The organism is Cellulosimicrobium sp. Marseille-Q4280 (assembly GCF_943181405.1).
GTDB lineage: Bacteria > Actinomycetota > Actinomycetes > Actinomycetales > Cellulomonadaceae > Cellulosimicrobium.
Map to the genome: position 1 here is coordinate 213,600 of NZ_CALPBY010000003.1, position 17,347 is coordinate 230,946.

At 72.0% G+C, this 17,347-nt stretch carries 18 protein-coding genes; 11 read left to right on the plus strand and 7 right to left on the minus strand.

The genetic code is table 11. The features are described 5' to 3' along the window. The first annotated feature begins 56 nt into the window (after positions 1-56). From qcrC to NFS20_RS09195, 4 genes are all read left to right on the plus strand, one after another. Positions 57-836, plus strand: coding sequence for a cytochrome bc1 complex diheme cytochrome c subunit (qcrC, locus tag NFS20_RS09180; protein WP_251151473.1), 780 nt, complete (start codon positions 57-59; stop codon positions 834-836). Then, positions 833-1,894, plus strand: a complete 1,062-nt coding sequence (gene qcrA, locus NFS20_RS09185) for a cytochrome bc1 complex Rieske iron-sulfur subunit (RefSeq protein ID WP_463105268.1) — start codon at positions 833-835, stop codon at positions 1,892-1,894. Before qcrC ends, qcrA begins: the two co-directional genes overlap by 4 nt. Then, positions 1,891-3,645: a cytochrome bc1 complex cytochrome b subunit gene (gene qcrB, locus NFS20_RS09190; RefSeq protein WP_251151474.1), complete on the plus strand. Its 1,755-nt coding sequence runs from the start codon at positions 1,891-1,893 to the stop codon at positions 3,643-3,645. The genes qcrA and qcrB overlap by 4 nt, the downstream gene beginning before the upstream one ends. Before the next feature lie 185 nt (positions 3,646-3,830). Next, positions 3,831-4,457, plus strand: a complete 627-nt coding sequence (locus tag NFS20_RS09195; RefSeq protein WP_251151475.1) for a superoxide dismutase — start codon at positions 3,831-3,833, stop codon at positions 4,455-4,457. A gap of 279 nt (positions 4,458-4,736) precedes the next feature. On the opposite strand, the gene NFS20_RS09200 is transcribed toward NFS20_RS09195, so the two are convergent. The 3 genes from NFS20_RS09200 to ctaC are packed head-to-tail and all read right to left on the minus strand — an operon-like array spanning position 4,737 to position 7,878. Then, positions 4,737-5,135, minus strand: a complete 399-nt coding sequence (locus NFS20_RS09200; RefSeq protein WP_251151476.1) for a cytochrome c oxidase subunit 4 — start codon at positions 5,133-5,135, stop codon at positions 4,737-4,739. Beyond that, complete coding sequence (gene ctaD, locus NFS20_RS09205) at positions 5,132-6,958, minus strand: aa3-type cytochrome oxidase subunit I (protein WP_251151477.1); 1,827 nt, start codon at positions 6,956-6,958, stop codon at positions 5,132-5,134. The genes NFS20_RS09200 and ctaD overlap by 4 nt, the downstream gene beginning before the upstream one ends. Further along, positions 6,958-7,878 (minus strand): aa3-type cytochrome oxidase subunit II, encoded by a 921-nt coding sequence (gene ctaC, locus NFS20_RS09210; protein ID WP_251151478.1) that lies wholly within the window; start codon positions 7,876-7,878, stop codon positions 6,958-6,960. The genes ctaD and ctaC overlap by 1 nt, the downstream gene beginning before the upstream one ends. Before the next feature lie 368 nt (positions 7,879-8,246). Between ctaC and NFS20_RS09215 the strand changes: the two genes are divergently transcribed. Further along, positions 8,247-9,392 (plus strand): cysteine desulfurase family protein, encoded by a 1,146-nt coding sequence (locus tag NFS20_RS09215; protein WP_251151479.1) that lies wholly within the window; start codon positions 8,247-8,249, stop codon positions 9,390-9,392. Further along, complete coding sequence (locus NFS20_RS09220) at positions 9,389-9,664, plus strand: sulfurtransferase TusA family protein (RefSeq protein ID WP_251151480.1); 276 nt, start codon at positions 9,389-9,391, stop codon at positions 9,662-9,664. Before NFS20_RS09215 ends, NFS20_RS09220 begins: the two co-directional genes overlap by 4 nt. Before the next feature lie 64 nt (positions 9,665-9,728). Here the strand turns inward: NFS20_RS09220 and erpA are convergent, their stop codons facing one another. Beyond that, positions 9,729-10,079, minus strand: coding sequence for an iron-sulfur cluster insertion protein ErpA (erpA, locus tag NFS20_RS09225; RefSeq protein WP_251151481.1), 351 nt, complete (start codon positions 10,077-10,079; stop codon positions 9,729-9,731). Between the two features lie 222 nt (positions 10,080-10,301). On the opposite strand from erpA, the gene NFS20_RS09230 reads away from it, so the two are divergent. Further along, positions 10,302-10,730 carry a VOC family protein gene (locus NFS20_RS09230; protein ID WP_251151482.1) on the plus strand — a complete coding sequence of 143 codons (429 nt, stop codon included), beginning with the start codon at positions 10,302-10,304 and terminating at the stop codon, positions 10,728-10,730. 74 nt (positions 10,731-10,804) lie between these two features. Here NFS20_RS09230 and NFS20_RS09235 read toward each other — a convergent pair whose 3' ends face one another. Further along, the gene (locus tag NFS20_RS09235) at positions 10,805-12,067 is read right to left on the minus strand and encodes a glycerate kinase (RefSeq protein ID WP_251151483.1); all 1,263 of its coding nucleotides are present in this window, start codon (positions 12,065-12,067) and stop codon (positions 10,805-10,807) included. Between the two features lie 97 nt (positions 12,068-12,164). On the opposite strand from NFS20_RS09235, the gene nadA reads away from it, so the two are divergent. After that, entirely contained in the window at positions 12,165-13,415 is a 1,251-nt protein-coding gene (gene nadA / locus NFS20_RS09240) for a quinolinate synthase NadA (RefSeq protein WP_502800801.1), read from the plus strand. A gap of 53 nt (positions 13,416-13,468) precedes the next feature. Then, on the plus strand, positions 13,469-14,068 hold the full coding sequence (locus tag NFS20_RS09245) for a DJ-1/PfpI family protein (RefSeq protein WP_251151484.1): 600 nt from the start codon (positions 13,469-13,471) through the stop codon (positions 14,066-14,068). Between the two features lie 18 nt (positions 14,069-14,086). On the opposite strand, the gene NFS20_RS09250 is transcribed toward NFS20_RS09245, so the two are convergent. Then, the gene (locus NFS20_RS09250) at positions 14,087-14,467 is read right to left on the minus strand and encodes a DUF3817 domain-containing protein (protein ID WP_251151485.1); all 381 of its coding nucleotides are present in this window, start codon (positions 14,465-14,467) and stop codon (positions 14,087-14,089) included. Between the two features lie 66 nt (positions 14,468-14,533). Between NFS20_RS09250 and NFS20_RS09255 the strand changes: the two genes are divergently transcribed. Both NFS20_RS09255 and NFS20_RS09260 read left to right on the plus strand, forming a co-directional pair. Further along, the gene (locus NFS20_RS09255; RefSeq protein WP_251151486.1) at positions 14,534-15,067 is read left to right on the plus strand and encodes an acyl-CoA thioesterase; all 534 of its coding nucleotides are present in this window, start codon (positions 14,534-14,536) and stop codon (positions 15,065-15,067) included. Between the two features lie 34 nt (positions 15,068-15,101). After that, a complete protein-coding gene (locus NFS20_RS09260; protein WP_251151487.1) occupies positions 15,102-15,938 on the plus strand; it encodes a DUF8817 family protein in 837 nt (278 codons plus the stop codon). Between the two features lie 22 nt (positions 15,939-15,960). Here NFS20_RS09260 and NFS20_RS09265 read toward each other — a convergent pair whose 3' ends face one another. Then, the gene (locus NFS20_RS09265; RefSeq protein ID WP_251151873.1) at positions 15,961-17,316 is read right to left on the minus strand and encodes a dipeptidase; all 1,356 of its coding nucleotides are present in this window, start codon (positions 17,314-17,316) and stop codon (positions 15,961-15,963) included. Positions 17,317-17,347: the final 31 nt, after the last annotated feature.

The following is a 17,347-nucleotide window of genomic DNA, read 5'->3' on the forward strand; positions in this document are numbered from 1 at the left end:
TCTCCCTCAGCATCTCCCGCCCCCTGCTCCCCCACCTGCGAGACGAGGATCATTTCGTGAAGGCACTCGCCGCCCGCAGACACCACCGCTTCGCGCCGGTCGTGCTGCTGCTGCTGGCGCTGCTGGTCACCGGTGGCGTCTACGCCGCCCTTGCACCGACCCCGGCGAACGCCGAGACCGCCAGCACCGAGGACATCGAGACCGGCCAGAAGCTGTTCCAGGCCAACTGCGCCACGTGCCACGGGCCGAACGCGGAGGGCACCGAGTCCGCTCCGTCGCTCGTCGGCGTCGGCGCGGCATCGGTCGACTTCCAGGTGTCCACCGGCCGCATGCCCATGCAGATGGACGGACCGCAGGCGCTCCAGAAGCCCCGCCAGTTCGACGAGGAGCAGACGGCGCAGCTCGCCGCCTACGTCGCGTCGCTCGGAGCCGGTCCCGCGATCCCGACGGACGAGCAGGTCGACGCCGAGCTCGGCAACATCGCCAACGGCGCCGCGATCTTCAGGACGAACTGCGCCATGTGCCACAACGCGGTCGGCGCCGGTGGCGCGCTGTCGGAGGGCAAGTTCGCGCCCCCGCTGTGGGACGTCTCCGAGCGCAACATCTACCAGGCGATGCTCACCGGGCCGCAGTCGATGCCCGTGTTCAACGACGCGACCGTGACGCCCGAGGAGAAGCGCGACGTCATCGCCTTCCTCGTCGACCAGCGCGAGGGCTCGGCCGGCGGCCTGAGCCTCGGCTCGCTCGGTCCTGTCAGCGAGGGCGTCTGGGCCTGGATCGTGGGCATGGGTCTCCTCATCGGGGCCGCAGTGTGGATCGGAGCGAAGTCCTCGTGAGCGACTACCAGAACCCGCGCTCGCCCGAGTCCTCGCACCGCGAGGTCGGGCACCGCGACGAGCACGGCACCCTCGAGACGTTCCCGGACCCCGGTCTGCCGGAGCACAAGAGCCGTCAGGCCGACCGCGACCCGCGGGCCGCGAAGCGTGCAGAACGTCAGACCGCGACGCTGTTCGGCATCTCCGTCATCGGCACCATCGCCTCGATGGTCGTCTACTTCGCGCTGCCGCCGGACGGCACCACGGCCGGCGTCCGTCTCTCGACGCTCTCGCTCGGCGTGGCGATCGCGTTCGCGCTGCTCGGCATCGGCCTCGGTGCCGTGCACTGGGCCAAGACCCTGATGTCCGACCACGAGAAGGTCGACGAGCGCCACGCGATCGCGAGCGACGAGGAGACCCGCGTCGCGGCGATCGCCGAGCTCGAGGCCGGCGTGAAGGACTCGGGCATCGCCCGCCGCGGTGTCCTCAAGGGCGCCGTGATCTCGGCCCTCGCGCTCTTCCCGCTGACCATCGCCGTGCCGCTCGTGAGCAGCGTCGGCGGCGACTGGAACGTCTCCAAGCTCAAGCACACGATGTGGAAGCAGGGGACGCGGCTCGCGATCGACCCGTCGGGCCGCCCCATCAAGGCGGCGGACGTGACCATCGGCTCCGTCGTGCACATCATCCCGGACGTCTCCGAGGAGGAGCGTCAGTCCCACGAGTGGATCACGGAGAAGGCCAAGGCCGTCGTCCTCCTGGTCCGTCTCGACCCGCGCGACCTGCACGCCGACCAGTCACCCGAGGGTGAGACCTGGTCCTACGACGGGATCGTCGCGTTCTCCAAGATCTGCACGCACGTCGGCTGCCCCGTTGCGCTCTACGAGCAGCAGACGCACCACCTGCTGTGCCCCTGCCACCAGTCGACGTTCGACGTGGCCGACGGCGCGAAGGTGGTCTTCGGCCCCGCCAAGCGGCCGTTGCCGCAGCTGCCGATCACCGTTGATGACGAGGGCTACCTGGTCGCGCAGAGCGACTTCCACGAGCCCATCGGTCCGAGCTTCTGGGAGCGTCTGAAGTGACCACCAGCACCGGCAACGCCGCACCGACCGCCCGCGCCGGCGGTGCCGCACCCACGTCTCGCGCGGGCAAGGCTGCGGACTACCTCGACCAGCGCACGAGCATCGGCGGCGCGGTCCGCGAGTTCGCGCGCAAGGTCTTCCCCGACCACTGGTCGTTCCTGCTCGGCGAGATCGCGCTCTACTCGTTCATCGTGCTCATCATCACGGGCGTCTTCCTGACGATGTTCTTCGTGCCGAGCATGTCGCTCGTCACCTACCACGGCGAGCCGGCGACCATGGACGGCCAGCTCATGTCGGACGCGTTCGCGTCGACGCTCACCATGTCGTTCGAGGTGCGCGGCGGTCTGCTCATGCGGCAGATCCACCACTGGGCCGCGCTGATCTTCATGGCCGCGATCGTGACGCACATGATGCGCGTCTTCTTCACCGGCGCGTTCCGCAAGCCGCGCGAGGTCAACTGGATCGTCGGCATGCTCCTCATGATCATGGGGCTCGCCGCCGGCTTCTCCGGCTACTCGCTGCCCGACGACGTCCTGTCCGGCAACGGCCTGCGCATCACCGACGGCGTCGTCAAGGCGATCCCGCTCATCGGCTCGTACCTGTCGTACTTCATCTTCGGCGGCGAGTTCCCCGGCGAGCACATCATCCCGAGACTGTTCACCGTGCACATCCTGCTCGTGCCCGGGCTGATCCTGGCGCTCGTCGCCCTGCACCTGTTCTTCGTCGTGCTGCACAAGCACACGCAGTACCCGGGCGGCGGCCGCACCGATAAGAACGTGGTCGGCTTCCCGCTGTTCCCGGTGTACGTCGCCAAGGCCGGTGGCTTCTTCTTCGTGGTGTTCGGCATCCTCGCCCTCATGGGCGGCACGATGGCGATCAACAACGTGTGGAACTACGGACCGTACGACCCGTCGCCCGTCTCCGCGGGAGCTCAACCCGACTGGTATATGCTGTTCCTCGAAGGGTCGCTACGACTCATGCCGGGGCAGACGGAGTTCGTCATCGGCGGCTACACGCTGTCGCTCAACGTCCTCATCCCCGCCGTGGTGATCCCCGGCCTGCTGTTCACGTTCCTCTTCGTCTACCCGTTCCTCGAGGCGGCCGTGACGAAGGACAAGCGCGAGCACCACGTCCTCGACCGTCCCCGCAACGTGCCCGTCCGCACCGGGCTGGGCGTCGCGTTCCTCACGGCGTTCATCATCCTGGCGCTCGCCGGGTCGAACGACCTCATCGCGACGCACTTCTCGATGTCGATCAACACGATCACCTGGGTGTTCCGGATCCTGTTCTTCGTCGGTCCGTGGTTCGCGTACTGGATCACGAAGCGCATCTGCCTGGGTCTCCAGCGCAAGGACCGCGAGCTCGTGCTCCACGGGCACGAGACCGGACGCATCGTCCGCTTCGCGCACGGCGAGTACATCGAGGTCCACCGCCCGCTGGACGAGCAGGAGCGTTGGCTCCGCGTGAACTACCAGGCGCACGCCCCGCTCGAGATCGAGCCGGCGACCGACTCGCGCGGCGTCCGGCGCAAGGGCTACAAGAGCGACAAGCGCATGCAGCGCCTCTCCCGGTTCTTCTACGAGGACCGTGTGGAGCCGGTGACGCCCGTCGAGCTCGCCGCTGCGCACTCGCACGGGGAGCACGACGCGATCGAGGGCGGCTCCCACGCCGAGCTCGAGACCGGTGCCGCCGTCGGTGGTGGCCGCGACCTCGTCGAGCCCGAGGGCGGTGCCGACGAGCGTCGACCCTGACGTTCCTGCACAGTAGGACGATGACCCGCGACACGACCCCTCGGACTTCCGAGGGCCGGTCGCGGGTCATCGGCGTCTCCGGGAGCCGGTGACCGCTCCACTCCGTCGCCGCTCCCCCGATCGCCCGTCGACCAGCCGCCGTGCCGGCACCAGGCCTGCGTGGCCCGAACCAGGAGGAATTCCGGATGCCTGTCTACACGCTGCCCGAGCTGTCCTACGACTACGGTGCGCTGGAGCCGCACATCTCCGGGCGGATCATGGAGCTGCACCACTCCAAGCACCACCAGGCCTACGTCACCGGCGCCAACACCGCCCTGGAGAAGCTCGCCGACGCCCGCGAGTCCGGCGACTTCGCCGCGATCAACCTCCACGAGAAGAACCTCGCGTTCAACCTCGGCGGCCACGTCAACCACTCCGCCTTCTGGACCAACCTCTCCCCCGAGGGCGGCGGCGAGCCCACCGGCGAGATCGGCGCCGCGATCGACGAGAACTTCGGCTCCTTCGACGCCTTCAAGAAGCAGTTCGCCGCCGTCGCCGCGGGCGTCCAGGGCTCCGGCTGGGCCATCCTCGCCTGGGACTCCATCGGCCAGAAGCTCATCACCGTCCAGCTCTACGACCAGCAGGGCAACATCGCCCTCGGCCTGACCCCCATCGTCCTGCTCGACGTCTGGGAGCACGCCTACTACCTCGACTACCAGAACGTGCGCGCCGACTACGTCACCGCCTGGTGGAACCTCGTCAACTGGTCCGACGCCGAAGCCCGCCTCCAGCGCGCCAAGACCCAGACCGCCGGACTCATCGTCCCCGCCTGACAACACCGCCAGGCGACACCGCCTGACGACACCGCCTCACGAACTCTGCCGGGCTCCACCGCCCGACAACGCCGAGAACGTCCTGGGGGCCGTTATCCATCGGATAACGGCCCCCAAGACGTTCTCGGCACCGTGCCCTGCCGTGGTTCGGCGCGTCACCGTGCTCGCGACACCGCAGTCAGCTCTCCACGACTCAGCTCTCCACGACGTCGGGCCCGGGCCTCCGCGAGGAGGGCCGGGCCCGACGTTCGTCGTCCGCCACATGGCGGGAAGGGTGTATCAGTGGGCGTGCTGCCCGCGCGAGAACTCGAAGACCCAGCCCACCAGCGCGATCGCGCCGACCGCGACGCCGACGTAGACCAGCCACCAGCCGACGGCGAGGCCGAGGAACGTGATGGCACCGGCGGAGGCGATCGCGAGGGGCCACCAGCTCCACGGCGCGTACACGCCCTGGTCGCCGGCGCCCTGCTCGACGAGCCCGTCCGGGTCGTCCTCGGGGCGGTCGTCGATCCGCTTGCCCGTCAGCCACAGGTAGGCGCCGATCATCGCGACGAGGCCCGCCGTGAGGAGGATGGCCACGGACCCGACCGGCTCCCAGCCGCTCATGAACCCGTACACGACTCCTGCCAGCACGAAGAACGGCGTCCCGTAGAGGAACAGCTTGTACTCGACCCTCACTTGCCCGTCTCCTCGTCCGTGGTGCCCGTGGTGCCGGGCTCGTCGATGATCGTCGTCGTCGAGGACCTGCTCGCCTCGTCGCTGCCGCTCAGGCGGTCGAGCGCCACGCTCTTCTCGCCGCGACGGTCGGCCTCGCCGTACACCTGCTCGAGGATGTTCGGGTTCGGCTCGGCGTGGTCCATCGCCGCGACCTCGGGGTGGTGCAGGTCGAAGGCCGGCGACTCGGAACGGATGCGCGGCAGCGACGTGAAGTTGTGCCGCGGCGGCGGGCAGGACGTGGCCCACTCGAGCGAGCGGCCGTAGCCCCACGGGTCGTCCACCTGCACCTTGGGCGCGTTGCGCCAGGTCGTGTAGACGTTCCAGAGGAAGGGCAGCGTCGACGCCGCGAGGATGAACGCACCCACGGTCGACACCTGGTTCTCCCAGGTGAAGCCGTCCGACGGAGCGTAGTCCGCGTACCGGCGGGGCATGCCCTCGACACCCAGCCAGTGCTGGATGAGGAACGTGGTGTGGAAGCCGATGAACAGCAGCCAGAAGTGGATCTTGCCGAGGCGCTCGTTGAGCATCCGGCCCGTGAACTTGGGCCACCAGAAGTAGAAGCCGGCGAACATCGCGAAGACGACGGTCCCGAACACGACGTAGTGGAAGTGCGCCACGACGAAGTACGAGTCGGAGAGGGAGAAGTCCAGCGCCGGGCTCGAGAGGATGATGCCCGTGAGCCCGCCGAAGAGGAACGTGACGAGGAAGCCGATCGACCAGAGCATCGGCGTCTCGAACGTGAGCTTGCCGCGCCACATCGTGCCGATCCAGTTGAAGAACTTCACGCCGGTCGGGACGGCGATGAGCATCGTCATGAAGGCGAAGAAGGGCAGCAGGACCGCACCGGTCACGTACATGTGGTGCGCCCAGACCGTCACCGAGAGCGCCGCGATCGCGATGGTCGCGTACACCAGACCCTTGTAGCCGAAGATCGGCTTGCGGCTGAACACCGGCAGGATCTCGGTGACGATGCCGAAGAACGGCAGCGCGATGATGTAGACCTCGGGGTGCCCGAAGAACCAGAACAGGTGCTGCCAGAGGATCGCGCCCCCGTTCTCGGGGTTGAAGATCTGGGCCCCGAGCCGGCGGTCCGCACCGAGCGCGAAGAGCGCGGAGGCCAGGGGCGGGAACGCCATGAGCACGAGCAGGCTCGTGACGAGGGTGTTCCAGGTGAAGATCGGCATCCGGAACATCGTCATGCCGGGCGCGCGCATCGTGATGATCGTGGTGATGAAGTTGACGGCGCCGAGGATCGTGCCGAAGCCGGCGAGCGCGAGCCCGAACACCCAGAGGTCTCCCCCGAGCCCTGGACTGAACGTGGTGTTCGACAGCGGCGCGTAGGCGAACCACCCGAACGACGCGGCACCCTGGGGCGTGAAGAAGCCCGCCGACGCGATGAGGCCCCCGAAGAGGTAGAGCCAGTACGCGAACATGTTCAGCCGCGGGAACGCGACGTCCGGGGCACCGATCTGCAGCGGCATGATGACGTTCGCGAAGCCCGCGAAGAGCGGGGTGGCGAACAGCAGCAGCATGATCGTGCCGTGCATCGTGAAGAGCTGGTTGTACTGCTCCTTGCTCTGCACGAGCTGGATCCCGGGCTCGAAGAGCTCCGCCCGGATCACGAGGGCCATGAGGCCACCGATGCAGAAGAAGATGAACGACGAGATCAGGTACAGGTACCCGATCGTCTTGTGGTCGGTGGACGTGACCCACTTGATCACGGTCCGTCCCAAGGTCTGGCGCCGGGGCGCGAGACCGGGGATGACTTCGGCCTGCGCGACCATCAGTGCTCACCCTCCGTGGTAGCGGCGACGGGGTTCGGGTCCTGGAGGCGGCTGAAGCCGTCGACGGGGATCTGGCCCTCCTGGCCCTTGTCGCGGAGCGCCTCCATCTGCGCGTCGAACTCGGCGCGGTCGACGACCTCGACGTTGAACAGCATGCCCGAGTGGTGCTCGCCGCAGAGCTCGGCGCACTTCCCGGCGTAGACGCCCTCGCGCTCCGGGGTCACGACGAACTCGTTCGTGCGGTGCGGGATCATGTCCTGCTTGTAGAGGAACGCGGGGATCCAGAACGAGTGGATGACGTCGCGCGAGTCGAGCACGAACCGGATGCTCTCGCCGGCGGGCAGGTACAGCGTCGGCAGCACCTCTCCCGTGCCGGGCGCGCCGTCGATCGCGGCGTCCTCGGTCAGCGTCTCACCGACGTTGGCCAGGTGCTGACCGGTCTCGTAGACGTCCTCGTCGACGTAGTTGAAGTCCCAGCTCCACTGCTTGCCGATGACCTGGACGGTCATGTCGGACTCGACGTCCTTGTCCTGGATCGCGCTCATGTCGCGGTCCGTGTAGAAGAACAGGACGAGGACCATGAGGATCGGCACAGCCGTGTACATGATCTCGAGCGGCAGGTGGTAGCGCGTCTGGACCGGCAGGACGTGGTCGTCCTTGCGCTTGCGGTAGGCGGCGACGCACCACAGCATCAGGCCCCACGTGATGATGCCGACGATGAGGGCGGCGATCCAGGAGCCGTTCCACAACGAGGTGATCCGTGCGGTCTGGTTGGTCACCTCCCCGTCGTCGTATCCGGGCAGGAACCCACGCTGGACCGTGTCGCTGGCACAGCCGGACGCCACCGCCGCGACGGCGACGGCGAGTGCCGTCGCCCGCAGGATGGTGCGCCGTGTGCGGCTAGGGGGTTGCGAGTGCAAGGGGGGCCTTTCACGTCACGTCCTGCCCGAACCCGTCTCCACGAGCCCAGCACAGGACCTTCGTCCTCGACACACGAAGCCTAGCGCGGGATTCCGCCGCTCGTGCCCCGGAACGCCGTGCACGGAGGGGAGATCCCCGACACGTCCGGGCCGGTCAGGCCTGGTTCGGAACACGCCGGGCGACTCTGTCAGATCCCTCGCCCGCACCGCCGCGGGGACGTTCGGCGGTACCGTGCTCGTGTCTCGCGCACGAGACCCTGGGAGACCGCGCGAGCGCAACGATCCTGCCGGGTCGCCCGCGGTCGGCGACCCGGGCCGGCACGTGCGGCCCCCCGGCCGACCGCGCCCCACGCGATGCTGGAGACCTTGTGACGCACACCACCCGCGCAGCCCGCGTCCGCCTCGACAACGGAGGGCGAGCGCCCTGGCACCCGCTCGCGCGCGAGGCCTTCGAGCAGGCGCTGGACGACGGCTGGGCGGACCCGCGCCGCCTCCACGCGGAAGGTCGCCGTGCCGCGGCGCTGCTCGACGGCGCGCGGGAGGCCGTGGCCTCCGCGCTCGGGGCGAGGACCGAGGAGGTCGTCTTCACGCCGTCGCACACCGCGTCGCTCCACACGGCCGTCGCGGCGCTCGCCGCGGGACGACGACGCGTCGGCTCGCGCGTCGTCGTGGGCGCGGTCGAGCGTGCCGCGGTGCTGCACGCCGCCGAGCACGGCGGGCTCGACCGGGTCGTCGTCCCCGTGGACGGCTCCGGACGCGTGCGGTCCGGCGAGATGTGCGACGCCGTGGCCCGGCCGGGGACCGCCCTCGCCGCGCTGCAGCACGCCAACGGCGAGGTGGGGACCCTCCAGCCGCTCGCGGAGGTCCACGAGGCGGCGCGCGCGGCAGGCGTCCCCGTGCTCGTCGACGCGGGCGCCAGCCTCGGGCACGCCTTCGTCGAGGAGTCGTGGGACGCGCTCGCCGCGGACCCGGGCGACTGGGGTGCTGCGCCCGGCGTGGCGGTGCTCGCCCTGCGCTCGCGCGTCCGACGGCGCAGCCCGTTCCCGGAGGACCCGGACCCCTTCGCGCCCGGCGGCGTCAGCGTCCCCGCGGCGTTCTCGGCCGCCGTGGGCCTCCAGACCGTCCTCGCGGACCGCGAGGCCCAGGACGAGCGCCGACGCGCGCTCGTCGACCGCGTCCGCACGCGCGTCGCCGCGATCCCCGACGTCGAGGTGGTGGGCGACGCCGTCGACCGGCTCCCCCACGTCGTGACGTTCTCGTTCCTCTACGTCGACGGGGAGGCGCTGCTCACCGAGCTCGACCGGGAGGGGATCGCGGTCGGCTCGGGCTCGGCGTGCACGTCCAGCGCGCTCGAGCCGTCCCACGTGCTCGCGGCGATGGGCGTCCTCACCCACGGGAACGTCCGGATCGCGATCGACCGCTCGACGACCGAGGAGGACGTCGAGCGCCTCCTCGGGGTGCTGCCGGGCGCCGTCGCCCGCGTGCGCGCCGCACTCGGGGTCGAGGGCCTGTGAGCACCGACGACGTGCCCGCCGCAGCGGGCGGGGCACCGGGGCCGGACGTGGTGGACGCCCGCGGGCTGCGCTGCCCGCTCCCCGTGATCCGCCTCGCCGCGGCGGCGCGCGGCCACGAGACCGGCGACCTGCTCACCGTGTGGTCGACGGACCCGGCCGCCCGTCTCGACGTGCCGGCCTGGGCACGCATGCGCGGCCACCGCGTCGTCGTGGAGCGCGAGCTGGCCGGCGCACCGGCGGCGTGGGCGATCACGGTCGAGCTCGGTCCCTGAGGGGACGACGAGAGCCCGGCCCCCGAGGGGACCGGGCTCTCGTGGAGTCCGCCGGAGCGGCGCGTCAGCTGAAGGAGCCGCCGCACGCGCAGGCGCTGCCCGCGTTGGGGTTGTCGATGGTGAAGCCCTGCTTCTCGATCGTGTCGGCGAAGTCGATCGTCGCCCCCTCGAGGTACGGGACGCTCATCTTGTCGACCACGACCTCGACGCCGTCGTAGTCGCGCAGGGCATCGCCCTCGAGAAGACGCTCGTCGAAGTAGAGCTGGTAGATCAGGCCGGAACAGCCGCCGGGCTGCACCGCGACGCGCAGACGCAGGTCGTCGCGGCCCTCCTGCTCGAGGAGGGTGCGGACCTTGTCCGCGGCCACATCGGTCAGGTCGACGCCGTGGGTGGCAATCTCGGTGGTCTCGCTCATCTCGTCTCCGCGCTGTCGGGGGCACGTGGTGCCCCGGTGGTGGCCGGCTATCCGTGGCCTCTCGAGCTGGTCCCCCGAGAGATCCCGTCAGGTCCACAACACCACACGTGCCGGTCGTGTTCCCGAGTCTACGACGCGTCCGAGGCGTACGGTCGAACGGCGGTCCCGCCGACGCGCGAGGACCCGCACCACCTCCCACGACCCCCGAGGACCGAGACGGCCATGGACCAGGCGCTGCACCTCCTGACGATCGCGACGCGTGACCTCGATGCGACACGCCGTTTCTACGGCGCCCTGGGCTGGAGCGCGCAGCTCGACGTCCCCGGCGAGATCGTGTTCTACCGCTCCGCCGGCGGCCAGCTCCTCGGCTTCTTCGAGGAGTCGAAGTTCGTGCGCGACCAGGGCGTGGTGGAGGGGACGCCGGCGGTGACCGGTCTCACGCTCTCCCACAACGTCGGCTCGCCCGCCGAGGTCGTCGCGCTCGTCGAGCGCATGCTCGCCGCGGGCGCCGAGCTCCGCAAGGCGCCCCAGCAGGGTGAGTTCGGCGGCGTCTTCCACGCGCACGTCGCCGACCCGAACGGTCTCGTCTGGGAGATCGCCCACAACCCGGCGTGGCGGGTGCTTCCCGACGGGAGCGTCGACCTCGGCTGACGCGGTCGCGGGCAGGTGACGCCTTCCCGGCGCACGGTAGAGGCACGGCGCCGGGCACGGTGTCAGGCACGGTGTCAGGTGCGCGACCAGGTGCGTGCGACGCGCTCGACGAGGGAGCGCGGCGGGTCCTCGCCCCACGCGTAGACGCCGCTGAGGCCGGCGGCGGCCTGCTCACGCCGCCCGGCGACGACCGACCGGGCGACGACCACCACCGGCACGGCGTGCCGCGCCGCACGGTGCGCGACCTCGTGGACGGCGCCGTCGCCCAGCTCGTGCGCCCCGAGCTCGTCCGCGACGACGACCACGAGGTCGGCGTCGGCGAGGCGCTCGTCGAGGCCGACGGCTCCGGCGACGACACGCAGCGCCGGCACGAGCCGACCCCCGAGCGCCGCGACGGCGAAGGCCGCACCGCCGCCGCTGCCCGCACCCGGGACGCCGGCGAGCCGACGCGGGCCCGACGCGGCGAGCAGGTCGCGCCCGAGCGGCCCGCCGCCGTCCCGGTCGAGCACCTCGACGGCGGCGGCCACGTCGTGCGCGAACGCACCGAGCGCGCGCTCCAGGTCCTGCGCGACCGCGTCGTCGACCCCTCGTGCCGCGAGCGCCGCGCTGGCCCCGTGCAGCCCGAGGAGCGGCGCGTCCGTGGCGACCGCCGCGACGAGATGGGCTCCACGCAGGGCGTCCCGGGCCGTGCGCAGCTGGTCTGCCACCGGGGCGTCCACCGTGCCGGCCAGCGCGCGGAGCAGTCCGGCACCGGCGTCGTGGCTGCGGGCTCCCCCGGTCCCGAGCACGACGCGTCCAGGGCGCCCGTCGACGGTCCGCGCGGCGTCCGCGCAGAGCGCGAGCAGGTGGCCGAGGGCGTCGGACGCCCGAGGGGCCGTCGAGGCGGCAAGGCTGCGCGCGAGACCGCCGGGCGGGCGGCGGTGGGACGTGTCGTCGTGGGTCCCGAGGTCGTCGGCGGCGGGTACCTGGGAGGCGTCCGCATAGACCGTGCCGGTGCGGACGTCCCGGCGGACCGCGACCGGCACGTCCCGGCCGCCCGGGCCGGGGACCACGCCGGCGAGCAGCTCGGGCGCGACGAGGGCGACGGCGTCGAGGAAGGCCGGTCCTGAGGTCGCGAGCCCGACGTGGTGGACCCGCACCCCGTCCTGAGGGCGTCCGGGGGTGGCCTCTGCCGTCTCCGCCCACCAGCGCGCGACGTCGCGAGGAGCCGGCACCGACCGCGCGGACGCCGGCTCGCCGTCCCCGCCCGGCCACGCGGGCGCCGGGTCGCCCGCCTCGTCCGGCCACGCGCCGTCGGGCACGGAGGGACCGGTCGACCCGGTGACGAGGACGCGCATGCGGGGATTGTGCCAGCCCGCGGGCGGACGAGAAGGCCGCACGACGGCCCGGGCCGGGCGAGGACATGACGACGACGCGCTGTGCGACGATGGTCCCGTGAGCACTGGTAGCACCTTGCTGGACTCCGGCCTGACCGGTCCCGACGCGGCTTCTCGCGGGAACGGCTCCGGCTTCGCCGAGCCCGCTCCCTCCGCCCTCCTGCTGCTCGGGCAGGGCCGCGACCTCGCGTCCGAGCGCGGCGTCGAGTGCGTCGGCGACCTGCCCGCGCCGAGCGACCCGGACCTCGTGGAGCGTGCGCGCGCGGCGCGCGCGGCGCTGGGCGAGCGCGCGTTCGTCCTCGGCCACCACTACCAGCGCGACGAGGTGATCGACTTCGCCGACGTCACGGGCGACTCGTTCAAGCTCGCGCGAGAGGCCGCCGCACGGCCCGAGGCGGAGTTCATCCTCTTCTGCGGCGTGCACTTCATGGCGGAGAGCGCGGACATCCTCACGTCCGACGCGCAGCAGGTCGTCCTGCCGGACCTCGCCGCGGGCTGCTCGATGGCCGACATGGCGGCGATCGACCAGGTCGAGGACGCGTGGGACGTGCTGGAGGAGGCGGGGATCGCCGACTCGACGATCCCCGTGACGTACATGAACTCGTCCGCGGCGATCAAGGCGTTCACGGGTCGCCACGGCGGCACGGTGTGCACGTCGTCCAACGCGGAGGTCGCGCTGCGCTGGGCGTTCGAGCAGGTGGGTGGCGTCGACGGCACGGGCAAGGTGCTCTTCCTGCCCGACCAGCACCTGGGACGCAACACGGCGGTGCTCAAGCTCGCGATGTCGCTCGACGACTGCGTCGTGTTCGACCCGCGCAAGCCGAACGGCGGCCTGACCGACGCCGAGCTGCGCGACGCGCGCATGATCCTGTGGCGCGGTCACTGCTCGGTGCACGGACGGTTCTCCGCGAAGAACGTGAGCGACATCCGGGCCGCGGTGCCCGACGTCAACGTGCTCGTGCACCCGGAGTGCAAGAACGAGGTGGTCACCGCGGCGGACCTGGTGGGCTCGACCGAGTTCATCATCCAGACGCTCGACGCCGCGGAGCCGGGGTCGTCCTGGGCGATCGGGACGGAGCTCAACCTCGTGCGGCGCGTCGCCCGCGCCCACCCGGACAAGCAGGTGCACTACCTCGACTCGACGGTGTGCTTCTGCTCGACGATGAACCGGATCGACCTGCCGCACCTCGTGTGGGCGATGGAGTCGCTCGCCGCGGGCCGCGTGGTCAACCGGATCGTCGTGGACGCCGACGACGCGCACTGGGCGCGCGTCGCGCTCGACCAGATGCTGGCCCTGCCGGGGATCTAGCGGCCCGGCGCGACGAGGCCGTCGAGACACCGGCGGCACGCGGAGGTGGGTGCATGAGCACCGGCAACGGGATGAACGTCGGCATCTTCGTGTTCGACGAGGCGGAGGAGCTCGACGTCGCGGGCCCGTTCGAGGTCCTCACCGCGTGGGCGCAGCACTCCGCCATCAAGCCGCACGTCTCGACGTTCTCCTGGGACGGTGGCGGCGTACGCCTCGCGAAGGGTCTGCGGCTCGTCCCGGACCGGTCGGCCGACGACGTCGGGCCGCTGCACGTGCTCGTGCACCCCGGCGGCTGGGGAACGCGCACGCTCCTCGCCGACGGCGCGCACCTCGAGTGGCTGCACGCGATGCGCGCGCAGACGCCCCTCATCGCGAGCGTGTGCACGGGCTCGCTCGTGCTCGCGGCCGCCGGCCTGCTCGCGGGGCGTCCGGCGACGACGCACTGGGCCCACTACGACGACCTCGCCGAGATCGACCCGAGCGTCGTGCTCGACACCGAGGCGCGCTACGTCGACGACGGCGACGTCGTGACGTCGGCGGGCGTCTCGGCGGGCATCGACATGGCGCTGCACCTCGTGGCCCGGCTCGAGAGCCCGGACGTGGCCCGCGCCGTGCGGCGCGCGATCCAGTACGACCCGTCCCCGCCGGTCTAGCAGCGAGCCGACGAGGGCTCAGCCCGCGGTGGAGGACGCGGAGCGTCGCGAGCGGTAGCGGCCGGAGCGGTGCGCCCAGACGTCGAACGCCACCGTGCAGAACGGCGGGACGGTCGCCGCGAGCGCGAGGAACGTGGTCCAGAGCGACCAGCGCACGCGCACCGCGACCGCTGCGGCGAGCGCGACGTAGACCAGCACGAGCCCGCCGTGGACCGGCCCGAAGATCTCGACCCCTCGCTCGGTCGTCCCGGCGACCCACTTGAGGTACATCCCGACGAGCAGGCCCGCCCAGGAGAACGCCTCGGCGATCGCGACGGCGCGGAACGCGCGCACGACCCACGGGTGCCGTGCCGGGTCGGGGGTGGCGGTGGGGCGAGGTGCGGTGCTCGTCGTCGTCACGCCGCGCATCCTCGCACACTCCCGTCGGTACCTGATACCGGTGGTCCGGGATAGTAGCCTGCGACCGTGACCCGCCAGCTCCAGCTCCTCGTCGCCAGCACGATGCCCCGCAGAGCCGTCCCCGGCCGGGACCCTCTCGACCCGTCGGTGACGCGCCTCCGTGTCCACCCCGGCGACCTCGACTTCTACCTGCACGTGAACAACGGCGTGTACCTGCAGATGATGGACGTCGCGCGCAGCAACTACATCGCCGACCTCGGCGGCTTCTCGCTCCTCAAGGGCAAGGGGTGGTACCCGGTGGTCGCGGCGTCGACGGTGAAGTACCGCCGCTCGCTGCAGCTGTGGGACCGGTTCGAGATCACGACGCGCGTGGTCGGCTGGGACGAGCGCGTCGTCTACCTCGAGCAGGTGTTCACGCGCCGCGGCGACCCGTGCGCGCGAGGCCTCGTCGCGGGCCGGTTCCTCGCCCGCGGCTCCGGGGACCGAGTGCCGGCACCCGACGTCGTCGGGCTGCTCGGCGGTGACGTGGTCTCGCCCGAGCTCCCCGACGACGTCGCGGCCTGGGCCCGCGCGCTCGACGTCGCCCACCGCAACGTCTGAGCCCGGAGCCCCCCGCTGGTGGTTCGATGGGCGGATGGGAACCGATCCGTTCGACGCCACGATGGTGCCCGCGCTCCCCTGCCCCGACATCGACGCGGTGCGCGACTTCTGGGTGGATCTCGGGCTCGTCGTCACCTACCGCCAGCTCCGCCCGAACCCGTACCTCGTGGTGCGGCGCGGGGGGTTCGAGATCCACTACTTCGGGCTCGACGGCGTCGCCCCCGAGGACTCGTACAGCACGTGCATCGCGCTCGTCGACGACACCGCGCCGGTGTTCGAGACCTTCGCCGCCGGTCTGCGCGCCCGGTACGGTCGCCTGCCCCTGACCGGCGTCCCGCGCATCACGCGCCCGCGCCGCCGCGCCAACGTGGGCGGCACGGCGGGGTTCAGCGTCGTCGACCCGGCAGGCAACTGGGTACGCGTCATGCGTGGTGCACCCGCCGGCGCCGGCAGCCCCGAAGGGGACGGCGTCCCCGAGGACCGGCAGGGCCAGCCCGGCCAGCCCGGCCAGCGGGCCGGCACCGAGGACGACTCTGCCCGCAAGGCCTACGCCGAACGGCCCGCGGGCAGGGTCGCGCGGGCGATCGACGACGCCGTCGTGCAGGCCGACTCCCACGGCGACGCCGTGCAGGGCCGCCGGATCCTCGCGGGCGCGCTGCGGCGTGCGGGCGACGACACCGACCCCGTCGACCACGTGCGCGCGCTCGCCTACCTCGCGGAGCTCGCCGTGCGCACGGACGACCCCGACGCGGCCCGGGAGCACCTGCACGCCCTCGCGGCGCTCGTCCCGACGCTCGACGAGGCCGACCGCCAGGCCGTCGGCACGGAGCTCGAGGACGCCGCCGAGCTCCGCGCGAGCCTCGAGGCCTGAGCCCGGGCCCTCCGACGACCCGTCAGCCGGCGGCGCCGCCGAGCCGCGCGAGGAGCAGCGCCTCGGCGAGCACGACCTTCTCGAGCTCGCCCAGGTGCACCGACTCGTTCGCGCCGTGGGCGCGCGAGTCGGGGTCCTCGACGCCCGTGACGAGGATCGCGGCGTCGGGGAAGACGTCGAGCAGGTCCGCGATGAAGGGGATCGAGCCGCCGATGCCGATGTCGACCGGGTCGGTGCCCCACGAGGTGGCGAACGCCCAGCGCGCGGCCTGCATCGCCGCGGAGTCGGCGGGCGCGAGGAAGGGCTTGCCCTGCTCGCCGTCGCGCACGGAGACGCGCGCGCCGAACGGCGCGTTCGCCTCGAGGTGCGCCCGCAGCGCCGCCATCGCGGCCGCCGGGTCCTGTCCCGGCGCGAGGCGCACGGACAGCTTCGCGGTGGCGCGCGGCGTCAGCGTGTTCGAGGCGTGCGCGACGCTCGGCGCGTCGAGGCCGATGACGGCGATCGCCGGCTTGGTCCACAGGCGCCCGGCGATGCTCCCCCGGCCCGCGAGGACCGTGCCGTCGAGGAGCGACGAGTCCTCGCGGAAGTCGGCCTCCGCGTAGTCGACCGTGGGCTCGGCCCCGACGACGAGCCCGTCCACCGCGACGTCGCCCGCGTCGTCGTGCAGCGTGGCGATCAGGCGGGCGAGCAGCGTGACGGCGTCGAGCACCGGACCGCCGAACATGCCCGAGTGCACGGCGTGGTCGAGGACGGCGACCTCGACCTCGCAGTCGACGAGCCCGCGCAGCGAGGTGGTCAGGGCGGGGACGCCGATCCTCCAGTTCGCCGAGTCGGCCACGACGATGACGTCGGCCGCGAGCAGGTCGCGGTGCTGCGTGAGGAACGGCAGGAACGTCGGGGAGCCGACCTCCTCCTCGCCCTCGACGAACACGGTGACGCCCACCGGGAGGTCCCCGAGCGTCGCGAGGGTGCGCAGCGCGCCGAGATGGGCGACGACGCCCGCCTTGTCGTCGGCCGCGCCGCGCCCGTACAGACGGCCGTCGCGCTCGGTCGGGACGAACGGCGCGGTGTCCCACGCGGCGTCGTCACCGGGGGGCTGCACGTCGTGGTGGGCGTAGAGCAGGACGGTCGGCGCGCCGTCGGGCGCGGGACGGCGCGCGACGACGGCGGGTGCGCCCTCGCGCCCGTCCTCGGTGGTCGCGCGCAGCACCTGGACCTCCGGGAGCCCGGCGTCGCGCAGCAGCGTGGCGACGGCGTCGGCGCTCGCCGCGACGTGGGCGGGGTCGAACGCGGCGTTCGAGACGCTCGGGATGCGCACGAGCGCCTCGAGGTCCGCACGCAGGGCGGGGAACAGGCCGGCGACCGTCTCGCGCAGCATGGTCGCGAGGGCCGGGTCGGTGGAGTCGGGT

What these genes read in the sequence shown, in the direction of transcription:
- NFS20_RS09195 (WP_251151475.1), top strand. Translation starts at nt 3,831, where the DNA reads ATGCCTGTCTACACGCTGCCCGAGCTGTCCTACGACTACGGTGCGCTG.
- ctaD (WP_251151477.1), bottom strand. Translation starts at nt 6,958, where the DNA reads ATGGTCGCGCAGGCCGAAGTCATCCCCGGTCTCGCGCCCCGGCGCCAG.
- erpA (WP_251151481.1), bottom strand. Translation starts at nt 10,079, where the DNA reads ATGAGCGAGACCACCGAGATTGCCACCCACGGCGTCGACCTGACCGAT.
- NFS20_RS09230 (WP_251151482.1), top strand. Translation starts at nt 10,302, where the DNA reads ATGGACCAGGCGCTGCACCTCCTGACGATCGCGACGCGTGACCTCGAT.
- NFS20_RS09235 (WP_251151483.1), bottom strand. Translation starts at nt 12,067, where the DNA reads ATGCGCGTCCTCGTCACCGGGTCGACCGGTCCCTCCGTGCCCGACGGC.
- NFS20_RS09245 (WP_251151484.1), top strand. Translation starts at nt 13,469, where the DNA reads ATGAGCACCGGCAACGGGATGAACGTCGGCATCTTCGTGTTCGACGAG.
- NFS20_RS09260 (WP_251151487.1), top strand. Translation starts at nt 15,102, where the DNA reads ATGGGAACCGATCCGTTCGACGCCACGATGGTGCCCGCGCTCCCCTGC.
- NFS20_RS09265 (WP_251151873.1), bottom strand. Translation starts at nt 17,316, where the DNA reads ATGCTGCGCGAGACGGTCGCCGGCCTGTTCCCCGCCCTGCGTGCGGAC.